At 65.8% G+C, this 19783-nt stretch carries 17 protein-coding genes and 2 pseudogenes; 9 read left to right on the forward strand and 10 right to left on the reverse strand.

Annotation, left to right across the window (positions count from 1 at the left end; genetic code table 11):
• Positions 1–11: 11 nt before the first annotated feature.
• Positions 12–578, forward strand: a complete 567-nt coding sequence (gene hsaB, locus SHTP_RS01910; protein WP_096369611.1) for a 3-hydroxy-9,10-secoandrosta-1,3,5(10)-triene-9,17-dione monooxygenase reductase subunit — start codon at positions 12–14, stop codon at positions 576–578.
• 85 nt (positions 579–663) lie between these two features.
• Here the strand turns inward: hsaB and SHTP_RS01915 are convergent, their stop codons facing one another.
• The gene (locus SHTP_RS01915) at positions 664–1071 is read right to left on the reverse strand and encodes a hypothetical protein (protein WP_011741781.1); all 408 of its coding nucleotides are present in this window, start codon (positions 1069–1071) and stop codon (positions 664–666) included.
• Between the two features lie 149 nt (positions 1072–1220).
• Between SHTP_RS01915 and SHTP_RS01920 the strand changes: the two genes are divergently transcribed.
• Positions 1221–1598 (forward strand): BlaI/MecI/CopY family transcriptional regulator, encoded by a 378-nt coding sequence (locus SHTP_RS01920; RefSeq protein ID WP_096372269.1) that lies wholly within the window; start codon positions 1221–1223, stop codon positions 1596–1598.
• The gene (locus tag SHTP_RS01925; RefSeq protein ID WP_096369612.1) at positions 1595–2527 is read left to right on the forward strand and encodes a M56 family metallopeptidase; all 933 of its coding nucleotides are present in this window, start codon (positions 1595–1597) and stop codon (positions 2525–2527) included. The genes SHTP_RS01920 and SHTP_RS01925 overlap by 4 nt, the downstream gene beginning before the upstream one ends.
• Here SHTP_RS01925 and SHTP_RS01930 read toward each other — a convergent pair.
• From SHTP_RS01930 to SHTP_RS01940, 3 genes and pseudogenes are all read right to left on the reverse strand, one after another.
• Positions 2522–3410, reverse strand: a pseudogene (locus SHTP_RS01930) (cytochrome c biogenesis CcdA family protein). The gene SHTP_RS01925 and the pseudogene SHTP_RS01930 sit on opposite strands and share 6 nt — an antisense overlap.
• Complete coding sequence (locus SHTP_RS01935; RefSeq protein WP_096369613.1) at positions 3407–3952, reverse strand: redoxin family protein; 546 nt, start codon at positions 3950–3952, stop codon at positions 3407–3409. Before SHTP_RS01935 ends, SHTP_RS01930 begins: the two are co-directional and overlap by 4 nt.
• Positions 3953–4251: 299 nt before the next feature.
• Positions 4252–4863, reverse strand: coding sequence for a mycothiol-dependent nitroreductase Rv2466c family protein (locus tag SHTP_RS01940; protein WP_096369614.1), 612 nt, complete (start codon positions 4861–4863; stop codon positions 4252–4254).
• A gap of 152 nt (positions 4864–5015) precedes the next feature.
• Between SHTP_RS01940 and SHTP_RS01945 the strand changes: the two genes are divergently transcribed.
• The gene (locus SHTP_RS01945; RefSeq protein ID WP_096369615.1) at positions 5016–5858 is read left to right on the forward strand and encodes an arylamine N-acetyltransferase family protein; all 843 of its coding nucleotides are present in this window, start codon (positions 5016–5018) and stop codon (positions 5856–5858) included.
• Between the two features lie 13 nt (positions 5859–5871).
• Here SHTP_RS01945 and SHTP_RS01950 read toward each other — a convergent pair whose 3' ends face one another.
• From SHTP_RS01950 to fadD3, 5 genes are read right to left on the reverse strand one after another with little or no spacing between them, the layout of a single operon-like run.
• The gene (locus tag SHTP_RS01950) at positions 5872–7047 is read right to left on the reverse strand and encodes a pyridoxal phosphate-dependent aminotransferase (RefSeq protein WP_420866643.1); all 1176 of its coding nucleotides are present in this window, start codon (positions 7045–7047) and stop codon (positions 5872–5874) included.
• Entirely contained in the window at positions 7044–8006 is a 963-nt protein-coding gene (gene ipdE2, locus SHTP_RS01955; protein ID WP_096369616.1) for an acyl-CoA dehydrogenase IpdE2, read from the reverse strand. Before ipdE2 ends, SHTP_RS01950 begins: the two co-directional genes overlap by 4 nt.
• Positions 8007–8055: 49 nt before the next feature.
• Positions 8056–8991: an acyl-CoA dehydrogenase family protein gene (locus SHTP_RS01960; RefSeq protein WP_096369617.1), complete on the reverse strand. Its 936-nt coding sequence runs from the start codon at positions 8989–8991 to the stop codon at positions 8056–8058.
• Between the two features lie 3 nt (positions 8992–8994).
• Positions 8995–10128, reverse strand: a complete 1134-nt coding sequence (locus tag SHTP_RS01965) for an acyl-CoA dehydrogenase family protein (protein WP_096369618.1) — start codon at positions 10126–10128, stop codon at positions 8995–8997.
• A complete protein-coding gene (gene fadD3, locus SHTP_RS01970) occupies positions 10129–11652 on the reverse strand; it encodes a 3-((3aS,4S,7aS)-7a-methyl-1,5-dioxo-octahydro-1H-inden-4-yl)propanoate--CoA ligase FadD3 (RefSeq protein WP_096369619.1) in 1524 nt (507 codons plus the stop codon).
• A 70-nt stretch (positions 11653–11722) separates the two neighbouring features.
• Here fadD3 and ipdE1 point away from each other — a divergent pair, with 70 nt between their 5' ends.
• Positions 11723–12871, forward strand: a complete 1149-nt coding sequence (gene ipdE1, locus SHTP_RS01975; RefSeq protein ID WP_012396573.1) for an acyl-CoA dehydrogenase IpdE1 — start codon at positions 11723–11725, stop codon at positions 12869–12871.
• Complete coding sequence (ipdF, locus tag SHTP_RS01980; protein WP_015357411.1) at positions 12868–13656, forward strand: (5R,7aS)-5-hydroxy-7a-methyl-1-oxo-2,3,5,6,7,7a-hexahydro-1H-indene-carboxyl-CoA reductase; 789 nt, start codon at positions 12868–12870, stop codon at positions 13654–13656. Before ipdE1 ends, ipdF begins: the two co-directional genes overlap by 4 nt.
• 73 nt (positions 13657–13729) lie before the next feature.
• Here the strand turns inward: ipdF and SHTP_RS01985 are convergent, their stop codons facing one another.
• Complete coding sequence (locus tag SHTP_RS01985; RefSeq protein ID WP_096369620.1) at positions 13730–15283, reverse strand: PPE family protein; 1554 nt, start codon at positions 15281–15283, stop codon at positions 13730–13732.
• A gap of 175 nt (positions 15284–15458) precedes the next feature.
• Between SHTP_RS01985 and kstR2 the strand changes: the two genes are divergently transcribed.
• From kstR2 to SHTP_RS29605, 3 genes and pseudogenes are all read left to right on the forward strand, one after another.
• Positions 15459–16061 carry a TetR family transcriptional regulator KstR2 gene (gene kstR2 / locus SHTP_RS01990; RefSeq protein ID WP_012396570.1) on the forward strand — a complete coding sequence of 201 codons (603 nt, stop codon included), beginning with the start codon at positions 15459–15461 and terminating at the stop codon, positions 16059–16061.
• Positions 16062–16063: 2 nt separating this feature from the next.
• Entirely contained in the window at positions 16064–17224 is a 1161-nt protein-coding gene (gene fadA6 / locus SHTP_RS01995) for a steroid 3-ketoacyl-CoA thiolase FadA6 (RefSeq protein ID WP_012396569.1), read from the forward strand.
• Between the two features lie 203 nt (positions 17225–17427).
• Positions 17428–19721 (forward strand): annotated as a pseudogene (locus SHTP_RS29605) (PE family protein).
• Positions 19722–19783: the final 62 nt, after the last annotated feature.

Consider the following 19783-nt stretch of genomic DNA (forward strand, 5'->3'; position numbering starts at 1 on the left):
CTCGGACGACAATGGCGGCTGACCCGGTCGACCCGCGCACATTTCGCCACGTGCTCGGACAGTTCTGCACCGGGATCACCATCATCACCACGGTGCATGACGACGTGCCGAGTGGGTTTGCGTGTCAGTCTTTTGCGGCGCTGTCGCTGGACCCGCCGCTGGTGTTGTTCTGTCCGACCAAGGTGTCGCGTTCCTGGAAAGCCATCGAGGCCAGCGGCCGGTTCTGCGTGAACGTGCTCACCGAGAAACAAAAGTCCGTGTCGGCGCGGTTCGGGTCCAAGGAGTCCGACAAGTTCGCCGGTATCGATTGGCACCCTTCTGAACTCGGTTCGCCGATCATTGATGGGTCGCTGGCCTACATCGATTGCACGGTGGCCTCGGTGCATGACGGCGGAGATCACTTCGTGGTCTTCGGCGCGGTTCATTCGCTATCGGAAGTGCCCAAGATCAAGCCTCGGCCGCTGCTGTTCTACCGGGGCGACTACACGGGCATCGAACCGGACAAGACCACGCCCGCTCAGTGGCGTGACGACCTGGAAGCGTTTTTGACCGCAACGACCCAGGACACCTGGCTCTAGCGGGCTGCCTCCCTCTTCCCGCGAACGCAACGCCACGGCGAAAATCAAGGGGAAAATTTCGCCGTGGCGCTACGCCCGCCTTCGGTTACCGGCTGCTACCGGTGTCCACGGCGTCGCTTTGCGAAGCGGTCTGCGATGATTGCGCCCCGGCTTCTGGGGCCAGGTCCTCGGCGCGTTGCCACTGCTCGTCTAGTTGCGTCCGGGTCGCTTCGGCCTCGCTTTGGTGTTGGGCCGCGCGTTCCTGCAACCGCGCGGCTTCGGCGGCCTTCACCTCGGCCTCGGCTTGGGCGGCGCGCGCCTTGGCTGCGGTTTCGTCGGCGAGTGCCCGACGTCGTTCCAGTTGGGCGGCCTGAAGTCGGGCCTGCTCGCGAATCTCTTCGGCCTGCTGTTGCCGGCGGTGGCGCCGCGTCCTGCTGGCCACGACGATCAGGCCGCCGAGCACGACTATCGCTGCTACTACCCCGACAACGATCCAAATCATGCTGCTGTTCATGAGGGCTCCGGTGCTAGTCGGTGGTGCTGTGGTCGTCTGTACCGGGTTCCCCGTATTTGACAGAAATCAAACAAGCGCGAATCGGCTGCATATCGCGGTTGTTCGGCACCGGAATAGCGATCGGCGCGAACGTGCGAGAGAGTAGAGCCGTGCAGGTTCGGCGCTTCGGCGAACTCGAGACGGTCGTCATGGACCGCGTATGGGACCACGGCGGGGCCGTGACGGTACGCGGCGTCTTCGATGACCTGGCTCACGACCGCCAGATTGCCTACACCACGGTGATGTCCACCATGGACAATCTGCACCGCAAGGGCTGGTTGCAGCGCGAACGGGTGGGCAAGGCGTTCAGTTACTGGCCGACCATGACTCGCGAAGAGCATTCCGCCCGCCTGATGCACGATGCCTTCGACGTCGGCGGCGATTCGGACCTGGTCTTGGCGTTTTTTCTGAAACAGATGGATGAACACGATGCTGTGCGGGTCCGCGACGCGCTGCGCCGGATCATCGACGACCAGGAAGAGTCATGAACGCGGCTTTGCTCTTATTTGCGTACGCATCCGCCCTGATCTGGGTAGGGCCGGTGCTGCTGCGACGGGTTACCGGCACCGGGGTGCACCCGCGGCTGGCGGTGGCGTCATGGCTGAGCGCGGTGTTCGCCGCTATTGCCGCATGGGTGGGCGCTCTGGTGTTCCTCGGCGCGGCGGTATTGGACAGCATATGGCACCACCGGACCCTGGCCCTGTGCCTCAAAGAGCTGGGCCTTGCCGGCGAACTGGGCCTGCCGCGCGGGATCGCCTCGGCGCTTGCGGTGGGTGTGCTGTCGACCGGAGCGGTGGCCACCGTCATCGTGTGTTGGCGCATGGGCCGGCAGTTGCGGCGCCAGCGATCCGCCAGTCGGCTGCACGCGGCGACCGCCCGAACGATCGGAGGAGCCAGCGACTGGCCCGGCGTGGTTGTGGTCCCGGCGCCACAGCCCGCGGCCTACTGCGTGACCGGCCGTCCGAACTCGGTCATCGTGGTCACCAGCGGCGCGCTCGGCCGCCTCGATGAGCCGCAGCTGGCGGCCGTGCTGGCACACGAATACGCGCACCTGGCCAGCCGCCACCACGACTTGCTCATGGCGCTGCGGGCGCTGGCGTCGAGCCTGCCGCGGCTACCACTGTTCGCCGCGGCAGCAAAGGTGGTGGCCGACCTTCTCGAGATGTGCGCCGACGACGTCGCGGTGCGCAGCCACGGCAAGATGGCGTTACTGCGCGGCCTGTTGGCGCTGACCGAGGGGCCAGCCATGGCGCCGGCCGCATTGGGCGCGGCCAATACCGCCACGGTGGCTCGTGCCGAACGGCTGGCCATCTCGGTGTCGCGCCGCAGTTGGTGGCAGGAGCGGTTGATGCTCTGGGCGACCATCGGTCTCGCGGTGGTTTCGCCGATGTTCCTTGGACTGGCTTGTCGGCTATGACGTTGGGTCGGGCAGCGATTGCGCGGCGGGATTGCTGGCGCGCCGTCGCGCCAGGGTGTGCCAGCCCACGGCGACGGCGACAAGTGCTGCCGCGACGCCCAGTAGCAGCCACGGGCTGAGCCCGTCTACCAGCCGAATCAAGCTGTCCTGCAGCGTGCTTGCGGCCTGGATCACCGGGTCGTCGGTTTCGGCGCTGGTGAAATACAGCCGGATTTCGTAGTAGCCGTAGTAGGCGACGTAAAGGCCGGTGATGAGGACGATCACGCCCGCGATCCGGCCCACGAAAGGCAAGATGCGCCGAAACGCTGCGGTGGCAGATGAACCGGCCAGCGCAACGGTGAGCGCCGCTACGCCCACCGTGAGGGTCATTCCGACGGCATAGGCGACGAAGGCCAGCACCCCCGACAGTACGGAGCCCTGTTTGAAGGTGGTGCTGATCACCGCGGGAAACGGCGCAACGGTGCAAGATAGCGAGGCGACGGCGTAGCCCACGCCGTAGCCGTACATGGAACCGAGCCGAGTTGTCGGCGTACCCCCCCATGCTCTTGGGCAAGATGATGCTGAGTTCCTTGCCGGCCAGTAGCCAGATGGCAAGACCGACAAGCAGCACCCCGATGACCACCGTCGCGAACGGCAGGTATCTCTGGGCCGACGCTATGACCGGTGAAATCAGCAGTCCGAAAACACCGAACACCGTGAGGAAGCCGAGCGACATTCCCGCGGTGGCCGCTCCGGCGCGCAGCACCGCTCGTGGTCGGGAGGTGCCTTGGCTGCCGGCGATCACCAAGCCCAGATAACCGGGGAGAAAGGCAAAGCCGCACGGATTGAGGGCGGCCACCAGCCCGGCGCCCAAGGCAAAGCTCAGGGCCGCGGTATTGATCATTTCCCGGTGAGCCCGTTGACCCGTTCGGTCAACGGGGCTTCGCTCAGTCCACCCTTGACCACCTCGACCTCGCCGTTGGCGGAGATGAACGCCCATGCCGGTTGCTGTGTGACACCGAAGTTGGACCACACCTGGCCGTCGCTGTCGGCGAGTTGGATCACGTCGCCCAACTGGTATTTGTCGACGAAGGCCTGCATCGCGGAGGCTTCCTCGCGGGCGGCCACCCCGACGAATGTCGCCTCCGGGTTGGCGGCCGCGGCTTTAGCCACGATCGGTGCTTCCTGTTGGCACTTGGGGCACCACGGTGTCCAGAACCACAACACCGTGGCCTTTCCCGCCAGGCTCTCTCCCGAGAAGGGCTTCCCATCAATGGTTTTGGTGGTGAACTGCATTTGGGCCGGGACATGCGCGGCCCGGTTGGCCACCGCGTTCGATGACGACGCGGGGGCGCCCGCTGGTGAGGCCGTTCCGGACGAACCGCATGCTGCGATGGTCAATGCGGCGGCGATGCCGGCGAGCGAGGCGATCAGGCGGCGGGGCATGGTGATTCCCTTCCCGTCGAGTTCGAGGGTTCGGTGACGATGGCCAACAAAATACTATCTACGTACGTAGATAGTATTTTGTTCACCGGGCGGCGCGAGACGCCGCCTGCCCGCTACCTCAAATACCGGGAAATCCCGTCGTCAGGGGCGCCGCGGCGGCCAAAATCGTTTCGAGGTGTCCTTGGGGTGGCCGGGGCACCACTGGGATTCCGGCACCATCGCGCGAACCTGATCCACGTGCGCCCCGCAGCCCGACCAGGTCACCTTTCCGCGGGTTCGGCATTTGACTGGGCTACACATCAGCGGGCCGTCCCATCGAGAACCGGCGGCCCCTGGTAGGGCCGCTGCAAGACCGCGAATTCGGGGGTTTTTGCGGCGGTGAGCACCGCTTCGAGTAACCGCACGCCATCCGCACCGCTGGGCATCCGGGTGAGTACCGGTCCAAAAAAGCCTTGTCCGTCGACCGCGATGATCGGGCTGCCCGCGGTGCCGCCGAGGGCATCCTGGCTGGCCTGGTGTGCATGCCTGGCCTCGTCGTCGAGCCCGCTGTCGTCGAGGGTCTCGGACAGCGACTCGTCCAGGCCGGTCTCGGCGAGGGCTTCGCGGATGCCGCCTTGGGTGATCTCTTCGCGGCGAAGATGGATGCGGGTGCCGATCGAGTCATAGAGCCGGGCGAACGCGTCCGCTCCATACATGGTCGTCACCGCGGCGAACAGCCGTCCCAGTTGCCGTGATCGCTGCATCATCTGTTGCTGCTTGGCGTCGAGGTCCTTGCCTTCGTTGAGAACGGCCAGGTTCATCTGGCGCAAGGTGACGGGGGTGTGCGTGCTTTGCGCGGCTTCGAGTAGCCAGCGCGAGGTGACCCACGCAAACGGACAAATCGGGTCGAGGTATAGCTCGACGTCGGCCACGGTTCCTCCTTCTCGCGACTGCTGCGGCGATGTCGCGGACGCTTCACCCTGGTTGGGTAGGGCGCTCCCGATAATACCCCCTTGGGTATTTCCTGTCGAAGTTCGCCGCTGGGCAGTCGCGCGGCGATTGGCGCGCCTAGCACAATGGCGCTATGGCGCTGGATCTGACCGGATACCTCGACCGCATCAACTATCGCGGTGCAACCGACCCGACGCTGGACGTATTGCGGGATTTAGTGAGCGCACACACTGGCGCGATCGCGTTCGAGAACCTGGACCCGTTGATGGGAGTGCCGGTCGATGACGTAAGTCCCGAAGCTGTGGCCGACAAGCTGGTGGACCGCCGTCGCGGTGGCTACTGCTACGAACACAATGGGCTGATCGGTTATGTGTTAGCCGAACTCGGATATCGGGTAAGGCGGCTAGCCGGACGTGTGGTGTGGCTGGCCCCGCCGGATGCGCCGACTCCAGCGCAAACACACACCGTATTGGCGGTGACCTTCCCGGGCTGCCAAGGGCCGTACCTGGTCGATGTCGGCTTCGGTGGGATGACGCCGACCGCTCCGTTGCGGCTCGAAACCGGCACCGTTCAGCAAACAGCTCTGGAACCGTATCGCCTCGACGATCGTGGCGACGGGCTGGTCCTGCAGGCGATGGTCCGCGACGAGTGGCAGGCGCTCTATGAGTTCAGCACGCTGACGCGGCCGCAAGTCGACCTCAGGGTTGGCAGCTGGTTCGTCTCAACGCACCCAACGTCGCACTTTGTCACCGGGTTGATGGCCGCGACCGTCGCCGACGATGCCCGGTGGAACTTGATGGGCCGCAACTTGGCCATCCACCGACGCGGCGGGACCGAGAAGATCCTGTTGGAAGACGCTGCCGCGGTAGTCGACACGCTGGGCGACCGGTTCGGCATCAACGTTGCCGACGTCGGAGAACGCGGCCGGCTCGAGGCCCGCATCGACAAAGTTTGTTTTGGAGCCGAAGACCGGTGACGCCTCTGGCCGGTTAGCGCTCCGGCAGCCAGGACTCGATCCTGCGCAGGGCCTCTCGGATGTCTTCGCTCGGTCCCGCGAATGACAGCCGGACGAACGAATTTCCGCCTGCGGTGTCGAAGTCAATACCAGGGGCGATGGCAACGCCGGTGTCGGCCAGCAACTTTGAGCAGAACTTGAGCGAGTCGTCGGTGAAGTCGGAGACATCGGCATAGACGTAGAAGGCGCCGTCGGTGGGGGCCAGCCGGTCGATGCCGATGCGGCGCAGCCCGTCGAGCAGCGTCGAGCGGTTGCTGGCGTAGTGGCGCAGATTGTCGTCGGCTTCCTTGGTTGCCTCGGGGGTGAACGCCGACACCGCGCCAACCTGGGACAGCACCGGTGGGCAGACGGTGAAATTGCCGGTCAGGCAATCCACGGCGCGACGCAGCTCGGTTGGTACCAGCAGCCAGCCCAGCCGCCAGCCCGTCATCGCGTAGTACTTGGAAAAGCTGTTTACTACCACCGCGTTTCGCGACGTCTGCCAGGCGCAGCTGGTCGGCGGCGCGCCCTGATAGACCAGGCCATGGTAGACCTCATCGCTGATCAGTCGGGCGCCCGAGGCATCACACCACGACGCGATCGCGGCGAGTTCCTCCGGCGGAATGACCGTTCCGGTCGGATTGGCCGGACTGGCGACGATGACGCCCTGCACCGGCGGAACGATCTGGGCGAGCATGTCCGCGGTGGGTTGAAACCGGGTCTCGGGCCCGCACGGGATTTCCACGACTTCGCAGCCCAGCGCCGACAGGATGTTCCGGTAGCACGGATAGCCAGGACTGGCCAGCGCTACCCGGTCGCCCACATCGAAACACGCCAGGAAGGTGAGCAAGAAGCCACCGGAGGAGCCGGTGGTTATCACTACCGCCTCCGGTTCGACCGAGATTCCATGTTGGCGGTGGTAGTCCGCGGCGATTGCCGCACGCAACTCCGGAATACCCAGCGCAACCGTGTAACCGAGCTCGTTGAGGTGCAGGGCGGCGGCCGCGGCGGCACGTATCGGCTCTGGTGCGCCGACGCTGGGCTGGCCCGCCGAAAGGTTCACCAGATCGCCGTGGGTGCGTTGGCGTTCGGCGGCCGCCAGCCAGACGTCCATCACATAAAACGGTGGGATGCCCGCTCTACGGGCGATGTGGGTGTTCACGGCATTCATGGTATTGATGGCCCGGCTCCTAGTGCTTCCGATTCCAATCGGCGCAGCAGCTCTGGCGGTGAAGCAAGTAGGTGGGTGCTGCCGTGTGCTCGCTTGAAATACAGATGCATGTCGTGTTCCCAGGTGATCGCGATGCCGCCGTGCAACTGTATGCCCTCGGCGGCCACCGCGCACAGCGCTTCACAGGCCGCTAGCCGCGCGGTGGCGGCGCTGGTGGGCGTCGGCGCAGTGCAGGCCTCGGTGACCACGGCCCGAGCCGCGGCCACCTCGACGTACAGGTCGGCCATCCGGTGCTTGAGCGCCTGGAAGCTGCCGATCGGGCGGCCGAACTGCACCCGGCTCTTCGCGTACTCGACGGTTAGCTCCAAGCAGCGTTCGGCGGCGCCGATTTGTTCGGCCGCCAGCAGAATTCCCGCGGCATCTGCCAGGCCAGGGTCTTCACCCAGAAAAGCCGTCTCCTCGGCGCGCAGTTGGGCCAGTCTGCGGGTCGGATCCATGGTGGCCATCCGATGGGCGCTGAAACGGGTCCACCTGCTCAGTTGTCCCTCGGTGCTGGCGACGACGACATCCGCAGTATCCCCGTTGAGCACGTAGTCGGGGTCGAGCACCAGTGCCCCGATCGAGCTGCCCTCGGCCAGCCCGGCCAGCGTCTTGGCATCGGGTTCGGCAGCGGCCAGCAGGGCCAACTCCGCGAGCGTCGTGCCGAGCAGGGGAGAAGGTACCAGTGCCCGACCCAGCTCCTGCAAAACTATTGCGGCATCGGCCAGTTCGCCGCCCGCGCCGCCGAGCTCCTCGGGTATCACCAGGGCCGCGGCGCCAACCTGCTCACACAGCAGCCGCCATAACGTCTCGTCGTAGCCTCGTTCGGACTCCATTGCGCTGCGAACCGCCGCGGGGCTTGCGTGTTTGTTCACCAAGGCGGCGACGGTTTCCCGCAGCATCTCGCGCTCTTCGGTCATCGCCGCCGCTCCTTCTCATCGCTGCGCTGCCCATCGTCGCCGGCGGGGATCATAGCGCCTCGAGCACCCGCCGCCGGTGTACTTCTGGTGTACCCCACGCCGAACGCAACGCCTGCACTCGCAGCAGCCACAGCGACAGGTCGTGTTCCTGGGTAAACCCGATAGCACCGTGGGTCTGCAACGCGTTGCGAGCCGCCAGCAGGGCCGCGTCGCCAGCGGCGACCTTGGCGGCGCTGACATCGCGGGGTTGCAGCGACAATGCCGCGCCGTGTACCAGCGGACGGGCCAGCTCGATCGCGATATGGACATCGGCAAGCTTGTGCTTGATCGCTTGGTAGGAGCCGATCACCCGGCCGAATTGGGTGCGCTGCTTGGCATAGTCGACGGTGGCGTCCAACAAGGCTTCGGCGGCACCGATCAGCTGGGCCGCGGTGGCAAGCGCCCCGAACTCATAGGCGCGCTTGACATCTGCCTGCCACGCAGCACCAGTGGCCGTCACGTCGTAACTGCGGCGGCTGGGGTCGATGGACTCGTGGCAGTCCGCCACCGCCGCTTCGCAGACACCGCTTTCGCCAGCCACCAGCACCAGGCCCGCGGTATCGGCATCGACGGCTCGGGGTGCGTGCGGCGGCAGTGCGACGGTGGCGATCAACTCACCGCAGGCCAAACCGGCGCTGCGGTCATCGTCGGCGAGCAATACGGGTGCCACCGCAATCGACTCCGCCACCGGTCCTGGCACACACCAGCGGCCCAGGCGCTCGAGCGCGACCACCAGGTCGATCGGGTGGGCGCCCAGGCCGTCGAACTTCTCCGACACGGTCAGCGCGGTGACGCCAAGGTTGGCCAACTGCTCCCACACCTTGTGGCCGGGCGCGACGTCACCGGCGGACCACGCCCGAACTGCCGCGGGCAGGTCGGCGGCCGCGAGGGCAGCGTCGATGCTGGCCGCGAAGTCGCGCTGCTGTTCGTCTAGTGCAAATTCCACGGATCACTTCTTCTCTCGTGGCAGGCCCAGCAGCCGCTCCGAAATGATATTGCGCTGGATTTCATTGGTACCGGCATAAATTGGACCACCAAGGGCAAAGAGTAGACCTTCGGTCCACGGGCTGACCAACTCGGCGTCGGCGCCGCGGATGTCGAGCGCGGTCTGATGGATATCCACGTCCAGGTCGGACCAGAACACCTTGGTGACCGACGATTCGGCGCCCAACTCACCGCCGGCCGCCAGCCTGGTCACGGTGCCGAAGGTCTGCAGCCGATAGGCCTGCGCCTTGATCCAGGCATCGGCCACTCGGTTGGCGAACTCGGGGGGCGAGCCGGCGTCCTTCCACAGCTGAACCAGCTTCTGGGCAGCCGCCATGAAGCGAGCCGGACTGCGCAGCGACATGCCTCGCTCGTTGCTCGACGTGCTCATCGCCGCGCGCCAACCGTCATTGGGTGCACCGATGACGTCCTGGTCGGGCACGAACACGTCATCGAGGAAGATTTCACCAAAGCCGGTGTCGCCGCCGAGTTGGACGATCGGGCGGACGGTAATCCCTTTGGCCTTCAGGTCGAACATGAAGTACGTCAGCCCACGATGGCGCTGTGCTGACGGGTCGGAGCGGAACAGTCCGAATCCCATGTCGGCGAATGGTGCGCGCGAGCTCCAGATCTTCTGGCCGTTGAGTAGCCAGCCTCCGTCGGTCTTGGTGGCAGTGGATCGCAGTGACGCCAGATCGCTGCCGGATTCGGGCTCCGACCAGGCTTGTGCCCAGATCTGTTCGCCACTGGACATTTTGAGCAGGATGCGGTCTAGCTGCTCGGCGGTACCGTGCGCGAACAGGGTGGGGGCCAGCATCGAGGTGCCGTTGGCGCTGGCCCGGCCCGGTGCTCCGGCGCGGAAGTACTCCTCTTCGAAGATCACCCAGTGCAGCAGGGGCGCGTCGCGGCCGCCGTACTGTTTCGGCCAGGTGATCACCGACAGGCCCGCGTCGAAGAGCACTCGGTCCCAAACTCGATGCTGGGCGAAGCCTTGCGCATTGTCGTATGACTTGGTCGGCATGACCTCGGCGTTGGCCGCCAGGAACTCGCGCACTTCGCCCTGGAAAGCCAGGGTCTCTTCGTCAAGATCCAAATCCATTTAGGCCAGCTCTCGCAGTTGCGGTTTGACTACTTTGCCGCCCGCGTTGCGGGGCAACGTATCGACGAAGCGAACCGAGCGCGGTGCCTTGAAGTTCGCCAAATGTTCACGGGTGTAATCGATCACCGATTTCTCATCGAGATTGAAGCCGGGTCGGGCGACGATGAACGCCCGGCCCACTTCGCCCAGTCGGTGGTCCGGAATCCCGATCACCGCGACGTCGGCGACACCGTCGAGCCGGGCCAGTACCTGCTCGACCTCGGCGGGATAGACGTTGAACCCGCCGCAGATGTACATGTCCTTGAGCCGGTCGGTGATCCGCAGGTTGCCCGCCTCATCGAGGACTCCGATGTCTCCGGTGTGTAACCAGCCGTCGGCGTCGATCGCGGCGGCGGTGGCCCGCGGGTCGTCGAGATAGCCGAGCATGACGTTGGGGCCCCGCAGCAGCACTTCCCCGGTGTCGGGGCCAATCCGCAATTCGAAGTCCGCGAAGGGCCGCCCGCAGGTGGTGGCGACCGTCAGCGCATCGTCGTCGGCTCGGCACATGGTTCCCATGCCGTTTGCCTCGGTCAGGCCGTAAGCGGTCAGCACGATGTCGATATCGAGTTCTGACTGCATGCGTTCCACCAGCACGACGGGTACGGTGGCCGCTCCGGTCACCGCGAATCGCAGCGAACTCTGGTCGTAGTCGTCGCGCGCGGGGTGGTCGAGCAGGGTCTGATAGATGGTCGGCGGGCCGGGCAGCACGGTGATGCGGTGTCGTTCGATCGCCTGCAGGGTGCGCAGTGGATCAAACGTCAAATGCGGGAACAATGTTGCGCCGGTTTGTAGGCAGGCCAGGATGCCGGCCTTGTAGCCGAAGTTGTGGAAGAACGGGTTGATGCACAGGTAACGGTCGTCGGCGGTGATCTTTCCGTTGGCTGCCCAAGACGCCGAGGCCGATAGCGACTGCCGGTGCGCGCACAGGACGCCCTTGCCCCGCCCGGTGGTGCCGGAGGTGAAGAGAATGTCGCTCACGTCGTCGGGGCTGACCGCGGCGGCGCGGGCGGTCACCGCGCCGGTGTCGGTGCCGGTCTCGATGAACTCGTCCCAAGTGCCGTCGGGTTCTTCGATCGGTATCCGCACGATGTGCCGCAGTGCGGGCAACGCTTTGCGGTCAAGGCCTGCCACCCGGTCGCTGCCGAGGAAGTGTCCCATCGCGAACAGCACGGGCGCCTCGGTCCGGGCCAGGATGTCGGCGGCCTCGTCGGCGGTGTAGCGGGTGTTGAGCGGGACCATTGCCGCGCCGACGTGGTGGATCGCCAGGCAAGCCACCACCCAGTGCCAGGTGTTGGGCGACCAGATGCCCACCCGAGCCGCAGGCTTGACGCCCAGCTCGATCAGCGCGGCCGCCGCTCGATAAACCTCGTCATTCAGCTCGGAAACCGTGAAGCTGCGCTCGTCGGTAACCAGTGCATCGTGGTTGGGTAACCGGCGCACGAGCCGATCCAGCGCCGTGGGCACGGTGCGGGGATCGCTGGTCATCGACGCTCCTCCTCACGCGGCGACCGCCGGGGCTAACAAAGCAAGTGCTTGGTAGGTTAGCCTACAGGGCATGCAGGACGTCGAGGAGTTTCGGGCGGAGGTCCGCGGCTGGCTCGCGGCCAATCTGGTCGGAGAATTCGCAACGCTCAAGGGGCTCGGCGGGCCGGGACGTGAACACGAGGCTTTCGAGGAACGCCGGGCCTGGAACCAGCATCTGGCCGCGGCCGGGCTGACCTGCCTGGGGTGGCCGGTCGAGCATGGCGGCCGGGGGCTCTCGACCGCCCACCGCGTGGCTTTCTACGAGGAATACGCGCGCGCGGATGCGCCGGACAAGGTCAACCACTTCGGTGAAGAGCTGCTCGGGCCAACGCTGATCGCCTTCGGGACACCCGAACAACAGCAGCGCTTCCTGCCGCGCATCCTCGACGTCACCGAGCTGTGGTGCCAGGGGTATTCCGAGCCCGGCGCCGGTAGTGACCTGGCCAATGTGGCGACCACCGCCGAACTCGACGGTGATCAATGGGTAATCAACGGCCAGAAGGTATGGACGTCGCTGGCTCATCTTTCGCAGTGGTGCTTCGTGGTCGCGCGAACCGAGAAGGGCTCCAAACGCCATGCCGGGCTGTCGTATCTGCTGGTCCCGCTGGATCAGCCCGGCGTGCAGATCCGGCCGATCGTCCAGATCACCGGTACCGCGGAGTTCAATGAGGTGTTCTTCGACGACGCCCGCACCGATGCTGACTTGGTGGTCGGCGCACCGGGTGACGGCTGGCGCGTCGCGATGGGCACGCTGACCTTCGAGCGGGGCGTCTCGACGCTGGGGCAGCAGATCGTCTATGCCCGTGAGCTTTCCGATCTGGCCGCTCTCGCGCGGCGCACCGGCGCCGCCGACGATCCGTTCATCCGGGAACGCCTGACCCGGGCGTGGACCGGACTACGGGCAATGCGTTCGTATGCCCTGGCCACCATGGATGTTGAGCAGCCCGGCCAGGACAACGTTTCGAAGTTGCTGTGGGCCAACTGGCATCGCAGTCTCGGCGAACTGGCGATGGATGTGATCGGCAAGCCGGGCTTGACGCTGGCCGACGGCGAGTTCGATGAATGGCAGCGGCTGTTCTTGTTCACCCGCGCTGACACGATCTACGGCGGATCCAACGAGATTCAGCGCAACATCATTGCCGAGCGGGTGCTCGGCCTGCCCCGGGAGGCCAAGGGATGAGCTTGTCTGAAGCACCGAAAGAAATTGCCGGACACGGCCTTTTGGCTGACAAGGTCGTGGTGGTGACCGCGGCGGCCGGCACCGGCATCGGTTCGGCGACGGCGCGCCGTGCCCTGGCCGAAGGCGCCGACGTGGTGATTTCCGACCACCACGAGCGACGGCTCGGCGAAACCGCCGCCGAACTGTCCGCGCTGGGACTGGGCCGGGTCGAAAGCGTGCTGTGCGACGTGAGTTCCACCGCACAGGTCGACGCGCTGATCGACTCGACCACCGCCCGCATGGGCCGCCTTGACGTGTTGGTCAACAACGCCGGGTTGGGCGGGCAGACCCCGGTGGCCGATATGACCGACGACGAGTGGGATCGCGTCCTGGACGTGACGCTCACATCGGTGTTCCGGGCCACTCGAGCCGCACTTCGCTACTTCCGTGAGGCGCCGCATGGTGGAGTGATCGTCAACAATGCCAGCGTGTTGGGCTGGCGGGCACAGCACTCGCAGTCGCACTACGCCGCGGCGAAGGCCGGCGTCATGGCGTTAACTCGCTGTAGCGCAATAGAAGCCGCGGAGTATGGGGTGCGGATCAATGCGGTGTCACCTAGCATCGCCCGGCACAAGTTCCTGGACAAGACCACCTCTGCCGAGCTGCTCGACCGGCTGTCCGCCGGCGAGGCGTTCGGACGCGCCGCCGAACCGTGGGAAGTGGCGGCCACCATCGCGTTTCTGGCCAGCGAGTACTCGAGCTATCTGACCGGAGAGGTGATTTCGGTCTCCAGTCAGCACCCCTGATCGGGTTGTCGCGGCCGCATCACTGGCAAATGTGCCCGAAGCCCGATCTTGGGCGCCGGGACGGCCGGATCGGTTACCCCGCTAGCTGTTTCAGCAGTTCTTCCAGGCTGAACACGCCCGACATATTGCTGCCCGTGTTGAACAACCCCGTGAGGTTGCCGGCAATCCCGGGGAGGCTGTCCGCGACGCCGGTATTCCCGATGCCGGAGATGATGCCGTTTACGGTGCCGCCGCTGGCCTGGTTGAACATGCCCGAGATGTCGCCGGCAAACGTTCCGGTGGCAGTGTTGAAGAAGCCCGAGACATTGCTCCCGGTATTGTTGAAGCCCGAGTTCGTGTCGCCGGTGTCGGCGGTGGAACCGATGTCGGTGTTCACGTCGCCCGAATTCAGGAAGCCCGTGTTGGTGCTGCCCGCGTTGCCGAAGCCGGTGTTGCCACTGGCCGAGTTGAAGAAGCCGGTGTTGAGGACACCCGAGTTCCCGACGCCGAAGTTGCCGATGTCGGAGTTGCCGAAACCGACGTTGCCGGTGCCCGAGTTCCCGACGCCGAAGTTGCCGAAGGCGCTAGTGGACGAGAGGCCCGCATTGAAGACGCCGAAGTTTCCATTACCGGAGTTGAAGAAGCCGATATTGTTCGTACCCGAGTTGCCGATTCCGAAATTCCCGGTGCCCGAGTTCAGTCCATTGAACGTGAACTGACCGGTTGTCGAGTCGTAGTAGGCATTCCCGAAGCCGACCAGATTGTCGCCGGTAAGTCCAAAGCCCAGGTTCCCGTCACCGCTGTTGCCGGCGCCAACGTTGAGGTCGCCGCGGTTACCGATGCCGAAGTTCCCGTTGCCCCAGTTGCCCAACCCGAAGTTGATGCCCGGATTAGAGCTGGTGAGCGGGTTGCCAGTGTTTCCGAAACCGATGTTTTCGTTGCCGAGGTTGCCGCTGCCCCAGTTGCCGCTGCCCAGGTTCCCATCGCCGATGTTGTTGCTGCCGACGTTGCCGCCGCCGAAGTTGGAGCTGCCGGTGTTTCCGTTGCCGATGTTGGTGCTGCCGGTGTTTCCGCTGCCGATGTTCCCGGTGCCGCCCTTATTGCCGAGCCCTATGTTCGGCAGCGCCTGCAACAACTGCTGGAAGGGATTCAAACTTGCCGCCGCCGCCGACACGCCGGAGTGGTAGCCGGTCATCGCGGCCACGTCTGCGGCCCACATCTCTTCGTACTGTGACTCGGCTGCCATGATCGCCGGCGCATTGAACCCGAAGAAGTTCGACCGCACCAACTGCACAAACACATTCCGGTTGGCCGCCACGGCCAGCGGATGGATCATCGCCATCCGCGCCGCCTCGAATGCGCTGGCTACCGCCTGGGCTTGGCCGGCCGCGCCGGCGGCCCGCGCCGCCGCCGCACTCAACCACCCCGCATAGGGGCTGGCCGCGGCCGTCATAGCCGCCGATGCCGCGCCTTGCCAAGCCTGTCCGGCCAGGCCGGAGGTCACAGCGGAAAACGAATCCGCCGCGGCGCCCAACTCCTCGGCGAGGCCATTCCAGGCCGCCGACGCCTGCAGCATCGGCGTAGAACCCGCACCGTTGAACATTCGCAGCGAATTGATCTCCGGGGGCAACATCGGAAAACTGACCATGGCTGACCTCCTGCCAGTGGCCTCGCCGCCCCCCGATGCGGCCAGTGCCGAAATCGAATTGGAGTGTTCCGGCGCAGATGCTACGACGGTGGTCAGGCGGGGATAGTGCGTTTCGCTGATATTGAGGTCTTTAGTCACATTGGCCGAGCAAGCGCTTGGTTGATACGCTGATCGGGTGGAACGAATGACCGGTCAGGCTAACAGCCGCCGAGGAGAGTTATTGGGGCTCGCCGCGGTGATGTTCGCCGAGCGCGGTCTGCGCGCCACCACCGTCCGTGACATCGCCGACGGAGCCGGCATCCTGTCCGGCAGCCTCTATCACCATTTCGCCTCCAAAGAGGAAATGGTCGACGAGCTGTTGCGCGAGTTTCTGGACTGGCTCTTCGCTCGCTACCTCGAGATCGTCGATGGTGAACCCAACCCGCTGGAGCGGCTCAAGGGCCTGTTCCTGGCGTCGTTCGAGGCCATCGAACATCGGCACGCTCAAGTGGTCATCTACCAGGACGAGGCCCAACGGCTGTCTTCACAGCCCCGGTTTTCCTACCTGGAGGATCGCAACAAAGAGCAGCGCAAGATGTGGGTAGACGTGCTCAATCAGGGCATTGAGGAGGGCTACTTCCGGCCCGACCTCGACGTGGACCTGGTCTACCGGTTCATCCGCGACACCACCTGGGTGTCGGTGCGCTGGTACAAACCTGGCGGAGCGCTGACCGCGCAGCAGGTCGGGCAGAAGTATCTCGCCATTGTGCTGGGCGGGATCCAGAAAGAAGGAGTCTGAAAATGCCGGAGGCCTACGTCATCGACGCTGTACGTACCGCGGTGGGCAAGCGTGGCGGAGCGTTGGCGGGGGTACATCCCGTCGACCTGGGTGCCTTGGGGTGGCGGGGACTGCTGGATCGAGTTGACGTCGACCCGGCCGCGGTCGACGACGTGATCGCGGGCTGTGTCGATGCCATCGGCGGTCAGGCCGGCAATATCGCACGGTTGTCCTGGCTTGCGGCGGGATATCCCGAAGAAGTGCCAGGTGTCACCGTGGACCGCCAATGCGGCTCCAGCCAGCAGGCGATCTCCTTTGGTGCGCAAGCGATCATGTCCGGAACGGCCGACCTCATCGTTGCCGGTGGCATGCAGAACATGAGCCAGATCCCGATCTCGTCGGCAATGATCGTCGGTGAACAATTCGGCTTTAGCTCGCCGACCAACGAATCCAAGCAGTGGCTGCACCGGTACGGGGATCAGGAGATCTCTCAGTTCCGCGGTTCGGAGATGATCGCCGAGAAGTGGAATTTGTCGCGTGAAGAGATGGAGCAGTATGCGCTGACCAGCCACGCGCGTGCGTTCGCGGCGATCAGGGGTGGCCGCTTCGATAACGAAATCCTTAGTGTGGAAACGGAATCCGGGCCCTTCCGGGTCGACGAAGGGCCGCGCGAGTCATCGCTGGAGAAGATGGCTGGCTTGAAGACCCTGGTCGAGGGGGGACGGCTTACCGCCGCGATGGCCAGCCAGATCTCCGACGGTGCCAGCGCGGTGCTGCTGGCTTCCGAACAGGCGGTCAAGGATCACGGCCTGACTCCGCGCGCTCGCATCCACCACATCAGTGCGCGCGCCGCCGACCCGGTGTTCATGCTCACCGGCCCCATCCCGGCGACCCGCCATGCGCTGGAAAAGACCGGCCTGTCCATCGATGACATCGCCACGGTAGAGATCAATGAGGCATTCGCGCCGGTGGTTTTGGCGTGGCTCAAGGAAATCAAGGCCGATCCCGAGAAGGTCAACCCCAACGGCGGTGCCATCGCTCTCGGTCATCCGCTGGGTGCCACCGGGGCCAAGCTGTTCACCACCATGCTCAATGAACTCGACCGGGTCGGTGGGCGTTACGGGCTACAGACGATGTGTGAAGGCGGGGGCACCGCCAACGTCACGATCATCGAGCGGCTATAGCGGCCGGCGTTTCGGGCTGCGAAGGGTGGACCTCTGCGGCTCGCGCGGTGAGTCCTCTGGCATCGGGATTTTCGGTGTGGCGCGTCCTGCGCAATACCAGACGATTATTCATGCCTGTTGCTACTGTTTTTCTGTCCAATTGACGTGACTGCGCGATCGTCGGATGGAAGAGCGCGTGTGTCGACACGTATTGGGAGGCTCAGATGTCCTATCTCATCGCAGCGCCCGAGCTCATGCAGTCGGCGGCCGCGGACTTGGCGGGCATCGAGTCCGCGCTCAGCGCCGCTAACGTATCGGCGGCGGTTCCCACGACCCAGATACTGGCGGCAGGTGCCGATGAGGTGTCGGCGGCCATCGCAGCGTTGTTCGGTGCGCACGCCCAGGCGTATCAGGCGCTCGGCTCCCATGTGACGGCGTTTCATCAAGAGTTCGTGCAGGCGCTGAATTCGGGTGCGGCGTCATACGCGAACGCCGAGGCGGCGAGCATCGCTCCGCTCCAAGCCCTATACGACCTGGTAAATGCGCCCACCCAGGCGCTGCTGGGGCGCCCGTTGATCGGCAACGGCGCCAACGGGGCCCCGGGGACCGGCCAGAACGGCGGCGACGGTGGGCTGTTGTTCGGTAATGGTGGTGCCGGGGGTCGGGCGCGGATGGTCAAAACGGTGGGGCCGGTGGCAATGCGGGACTGATCGGTAATGGTGGTGCCGGGGGTGCTGGTGGTAACACCGATCTGTTTGGGAATAACGGTACCGTGGGTGGGGCTGGTGGGGCTGGGGGATGGCTGATCGGTAGCGGTGGTGCTGGTGGTATCGGGGGCATCGGGGCCTTTAACGGGGGTGCTGGCGGGGCTGGTGGGAGCGCGTGGCTGTTTGGCACCGGTGGTGTTGGTGGCACGGGTGGTATCGGCACTTTGGGTGTTGGCGGTGCCGGTGGTGCGGGCGGTGGCTCGGGCGTCTTGTCCTTCGCCGATGGTGGGGCCGGTGGTTTTGGTGGTTCGGGCGCCAATGCCGGTGGGGTCGGCGGTAGTGGTGGTGCTGCCGGGATATTCGGCACCGGTGGTGCTGGTGGCACCGGTGGTGCGGGCGGCACGAATGGCTTGGAGATTGGCCAGGTCAGCGTGGGCGGGGCCGGCGGAGACGGCGGGCGCGGCGGGTGGTTGTTGGGGATCGGCGGCAGCGGCGGGTTCGGCGGGTTTGGTCAGGGCCCCTCGGGTGGGATCGGCGGCGACGGCGGTGATGCCGGATTGTTCGGTGTTGGTGGCATAGGCGGGACTGGTGGCACCGGCTTCTCCGGTGTTGGCGGCAATGCTGGTGCCGGCGGTGATGGTGGTTTGTTGTGGGGGTCCGGTGGGGCCGGTGCGCGGGGCGGGCAAGGTGGGGCCGGTGCCGGTGGGATCGGCGGTGCTGGTGGTGGTGGCGGCCTGTTCGGCGGGGATGGCGGCGCCGGCGGGGTCGGTGGTACCGGGGCGGGTGGGCCTGGTGGTGCCGGCGGTGTTGGTGGCGATACGGGGCTGTTCGGTGTCGGTGGGGCTGGTGGCGTGGGTGGTACCGGCGTCGGGTTCCCGACCGACCCTGGTCTGTCGTTTGGTGGTCAGGGTGGTGCCGGGGGGCGTGGCGGTCTGCTGATCGGTCTTGGCGGCAATGGTGGTACGGGAGGGTTTAGTGGCCCGTTGTCTGCGGGTGCTGGCGGCGGTGACGGTGGTGCTGGTGGTGGGGTTGGGTTGATCGGTTTCGGCGGGGCCGGTGGGTTCGGTGGCGCTAGTGGGTTCGGCACGGGTGGGGCCGGTGGTGTTGGTGGGGCCGGTGGCGCGTTGTTCGGTGTTGGTGGTGTTGGCGGTAATGGTGCATGGGGTGCCGGCGGTATTGGCGGCGATGGTGGTGTTGGCGGTGCTGGTAGTGCCCTCGGGTTTGGTCTTGGTGGTGCCGGTGGTGCCGGCGGTGCCAGTGGTCTCGGTGATGGGGGTGCCGGTGGGACTGGTGGTGCCGGTGGGCTGCTGGGCGGTAATGGTGGGGGCGGTGGGGCCGGCGGGGCTGGCGCTGTCGGCTTTTTGGACAACACCGCCGACGGCGCTGGTGGTGCCGGTGGGGCTGGCGGTAGTGGGGGCTTGCTGTTCGGTGGTGGCGGTGGCGCCGGTGGTGCTGGCGGGATTTCGACGTCCAGCAGCGTTAACAACGGTGGTGCCGGTGGTGCCGGTGGTAACGCGGGTGGCCTGTTCGGCAGCGGTGGTGCCGGCGGTATCGGTGGTGCCGTCGGTACCGGGGGCACGGTCGCGGGTGCCGGCGGCGACGGCGGCGGGGCCGGATGGGTGGGCAACGCCGGCAACGGTGGTGCCGGCGGGGACGGTTGGACCAACGGCGACGGCGGCGACGGCGGCGACGTGGGGTTGTTCGGCGCTGGCGGTAACGGCGGCAACGGCGGAACCGGCGTGACAGCCGGCACCGGTGGCACCGGCGGCAGCGGTGGTCTACTCGGCCCGGACGGGATTAACGGGACGTAGCCCGCTGGCGTCCGGGTGTGGACCACCCGACCGACGGCCCGCCGCGGTGTCCTATCGCGCCG

It is taken from the genome of Mycobacterium ulcerans subsp. shinshuense, from assembly GCF_002355775.1.
Classification (GTDB): Bacteria; Actinomycetota; Actinomycetes; order Mycobacteriales; family Mycobacteriaceae; genus Mycobacterium; species Mycobacterium marinum.

What these genes read in the sequence shown, in the direction of transcription:
- hsaB (WP_096369611.1), top strand. Translation starts at nt 12, where the DNA reads ATGGCGGCTGACCCGGTCGACCCGCGCACATTTCGCCACGTGCTCGGA.
- SHTP_RS01915 (WP_011741781.1), bottom strand. Translation starts at nt 1,071, where the DNA reads ATGAACAGCAGCATGATTTGGATCGTTGTCGGGGTAGTAGCAGCGATA.
- SHTP_RS01925 (WP_096369612.1), top strand. Translation starts at nt 1,595, where the DNA reads ATGAACGCGGCTTTGCTCTTATTTGCGTACGCATCCGCCCTGATCTGG.
- SHTP_RS01935 (WP_096369613.1), bottom strand. Translation starts at nt 3,952, where the DNA reads ATGCCCCGCCGCCTGATCGCCTCGCTCGCCGGCATCGCCGCCGCATTG.
- SHTP_RS01945 (WP_096369615.1), top strand. Translation starts at nt 5,016, where the DNA reads ATGGCGCTGGATCTGACCGGATACCTCGACCGCATCAACTATCGCGGT.
- SHTP_RS01950 (WP_420866643.1), bottom strand. Translation starts at nt 7,047, where the DNA reads ATGAATGCCGTGAACACCCACATCGCCCGTAGAGCGGGCATCCCACCG.
- ipdE2 (WP_096369616.1), bottom strand. Translation starts at nt 8,006, where the DNA reads ATGACCGAAGAGCGCGAGATGCTGCGGGAAACCGTCGCCGCCTTGGTG.
- SHTP_RS01965 (WP_096369618.1), bottom strand. Translation starts at nt 10,128, where the DNA reads ATGGATTTGGATCTTGACGAAGAGACCCTGGCTTTCCAGGGCGAAGTG.
- fadD3 (WP_096369619.1), bottom strand. Translation starts at nt 11,652, where the DNA reads ATGACCAGCGATCCCCGCACCGTGCCCACGGCGCTGGATCGGCTCGTG.
- ipdE1 (WP_012396573.1), top strand. Translation starts at nt 11,723, where the DNA reads ATGCAGGACGTCGAGGAGTTTCGGGCGGAGGTCCGCGGCTGGCTCGCG.
- ipdF (WP_015357411.1), top strand. Translation starts at nt 12,868, where the DNA reads ATGAGCTTGTCTGAAGCACCGAAAGAAATTGCCGGACACGGCCTTTTG.
- SHTP_RS01985 (WP_096369620.1), bottom strand. Translation starts at nt 15,283, where the DNA reads ATGGTCAGTTTTCCGATGTTGCCCCCGGAGATCAATTCGCTGCGAATG.
- fadA6 (WP_012396569.1), top strand. Translation starts at nt 16,064, where the DNA reads ATGCCGGAGGCCTACGTCATCGACGCTGTACGTACCGCGGTGGGCAAG.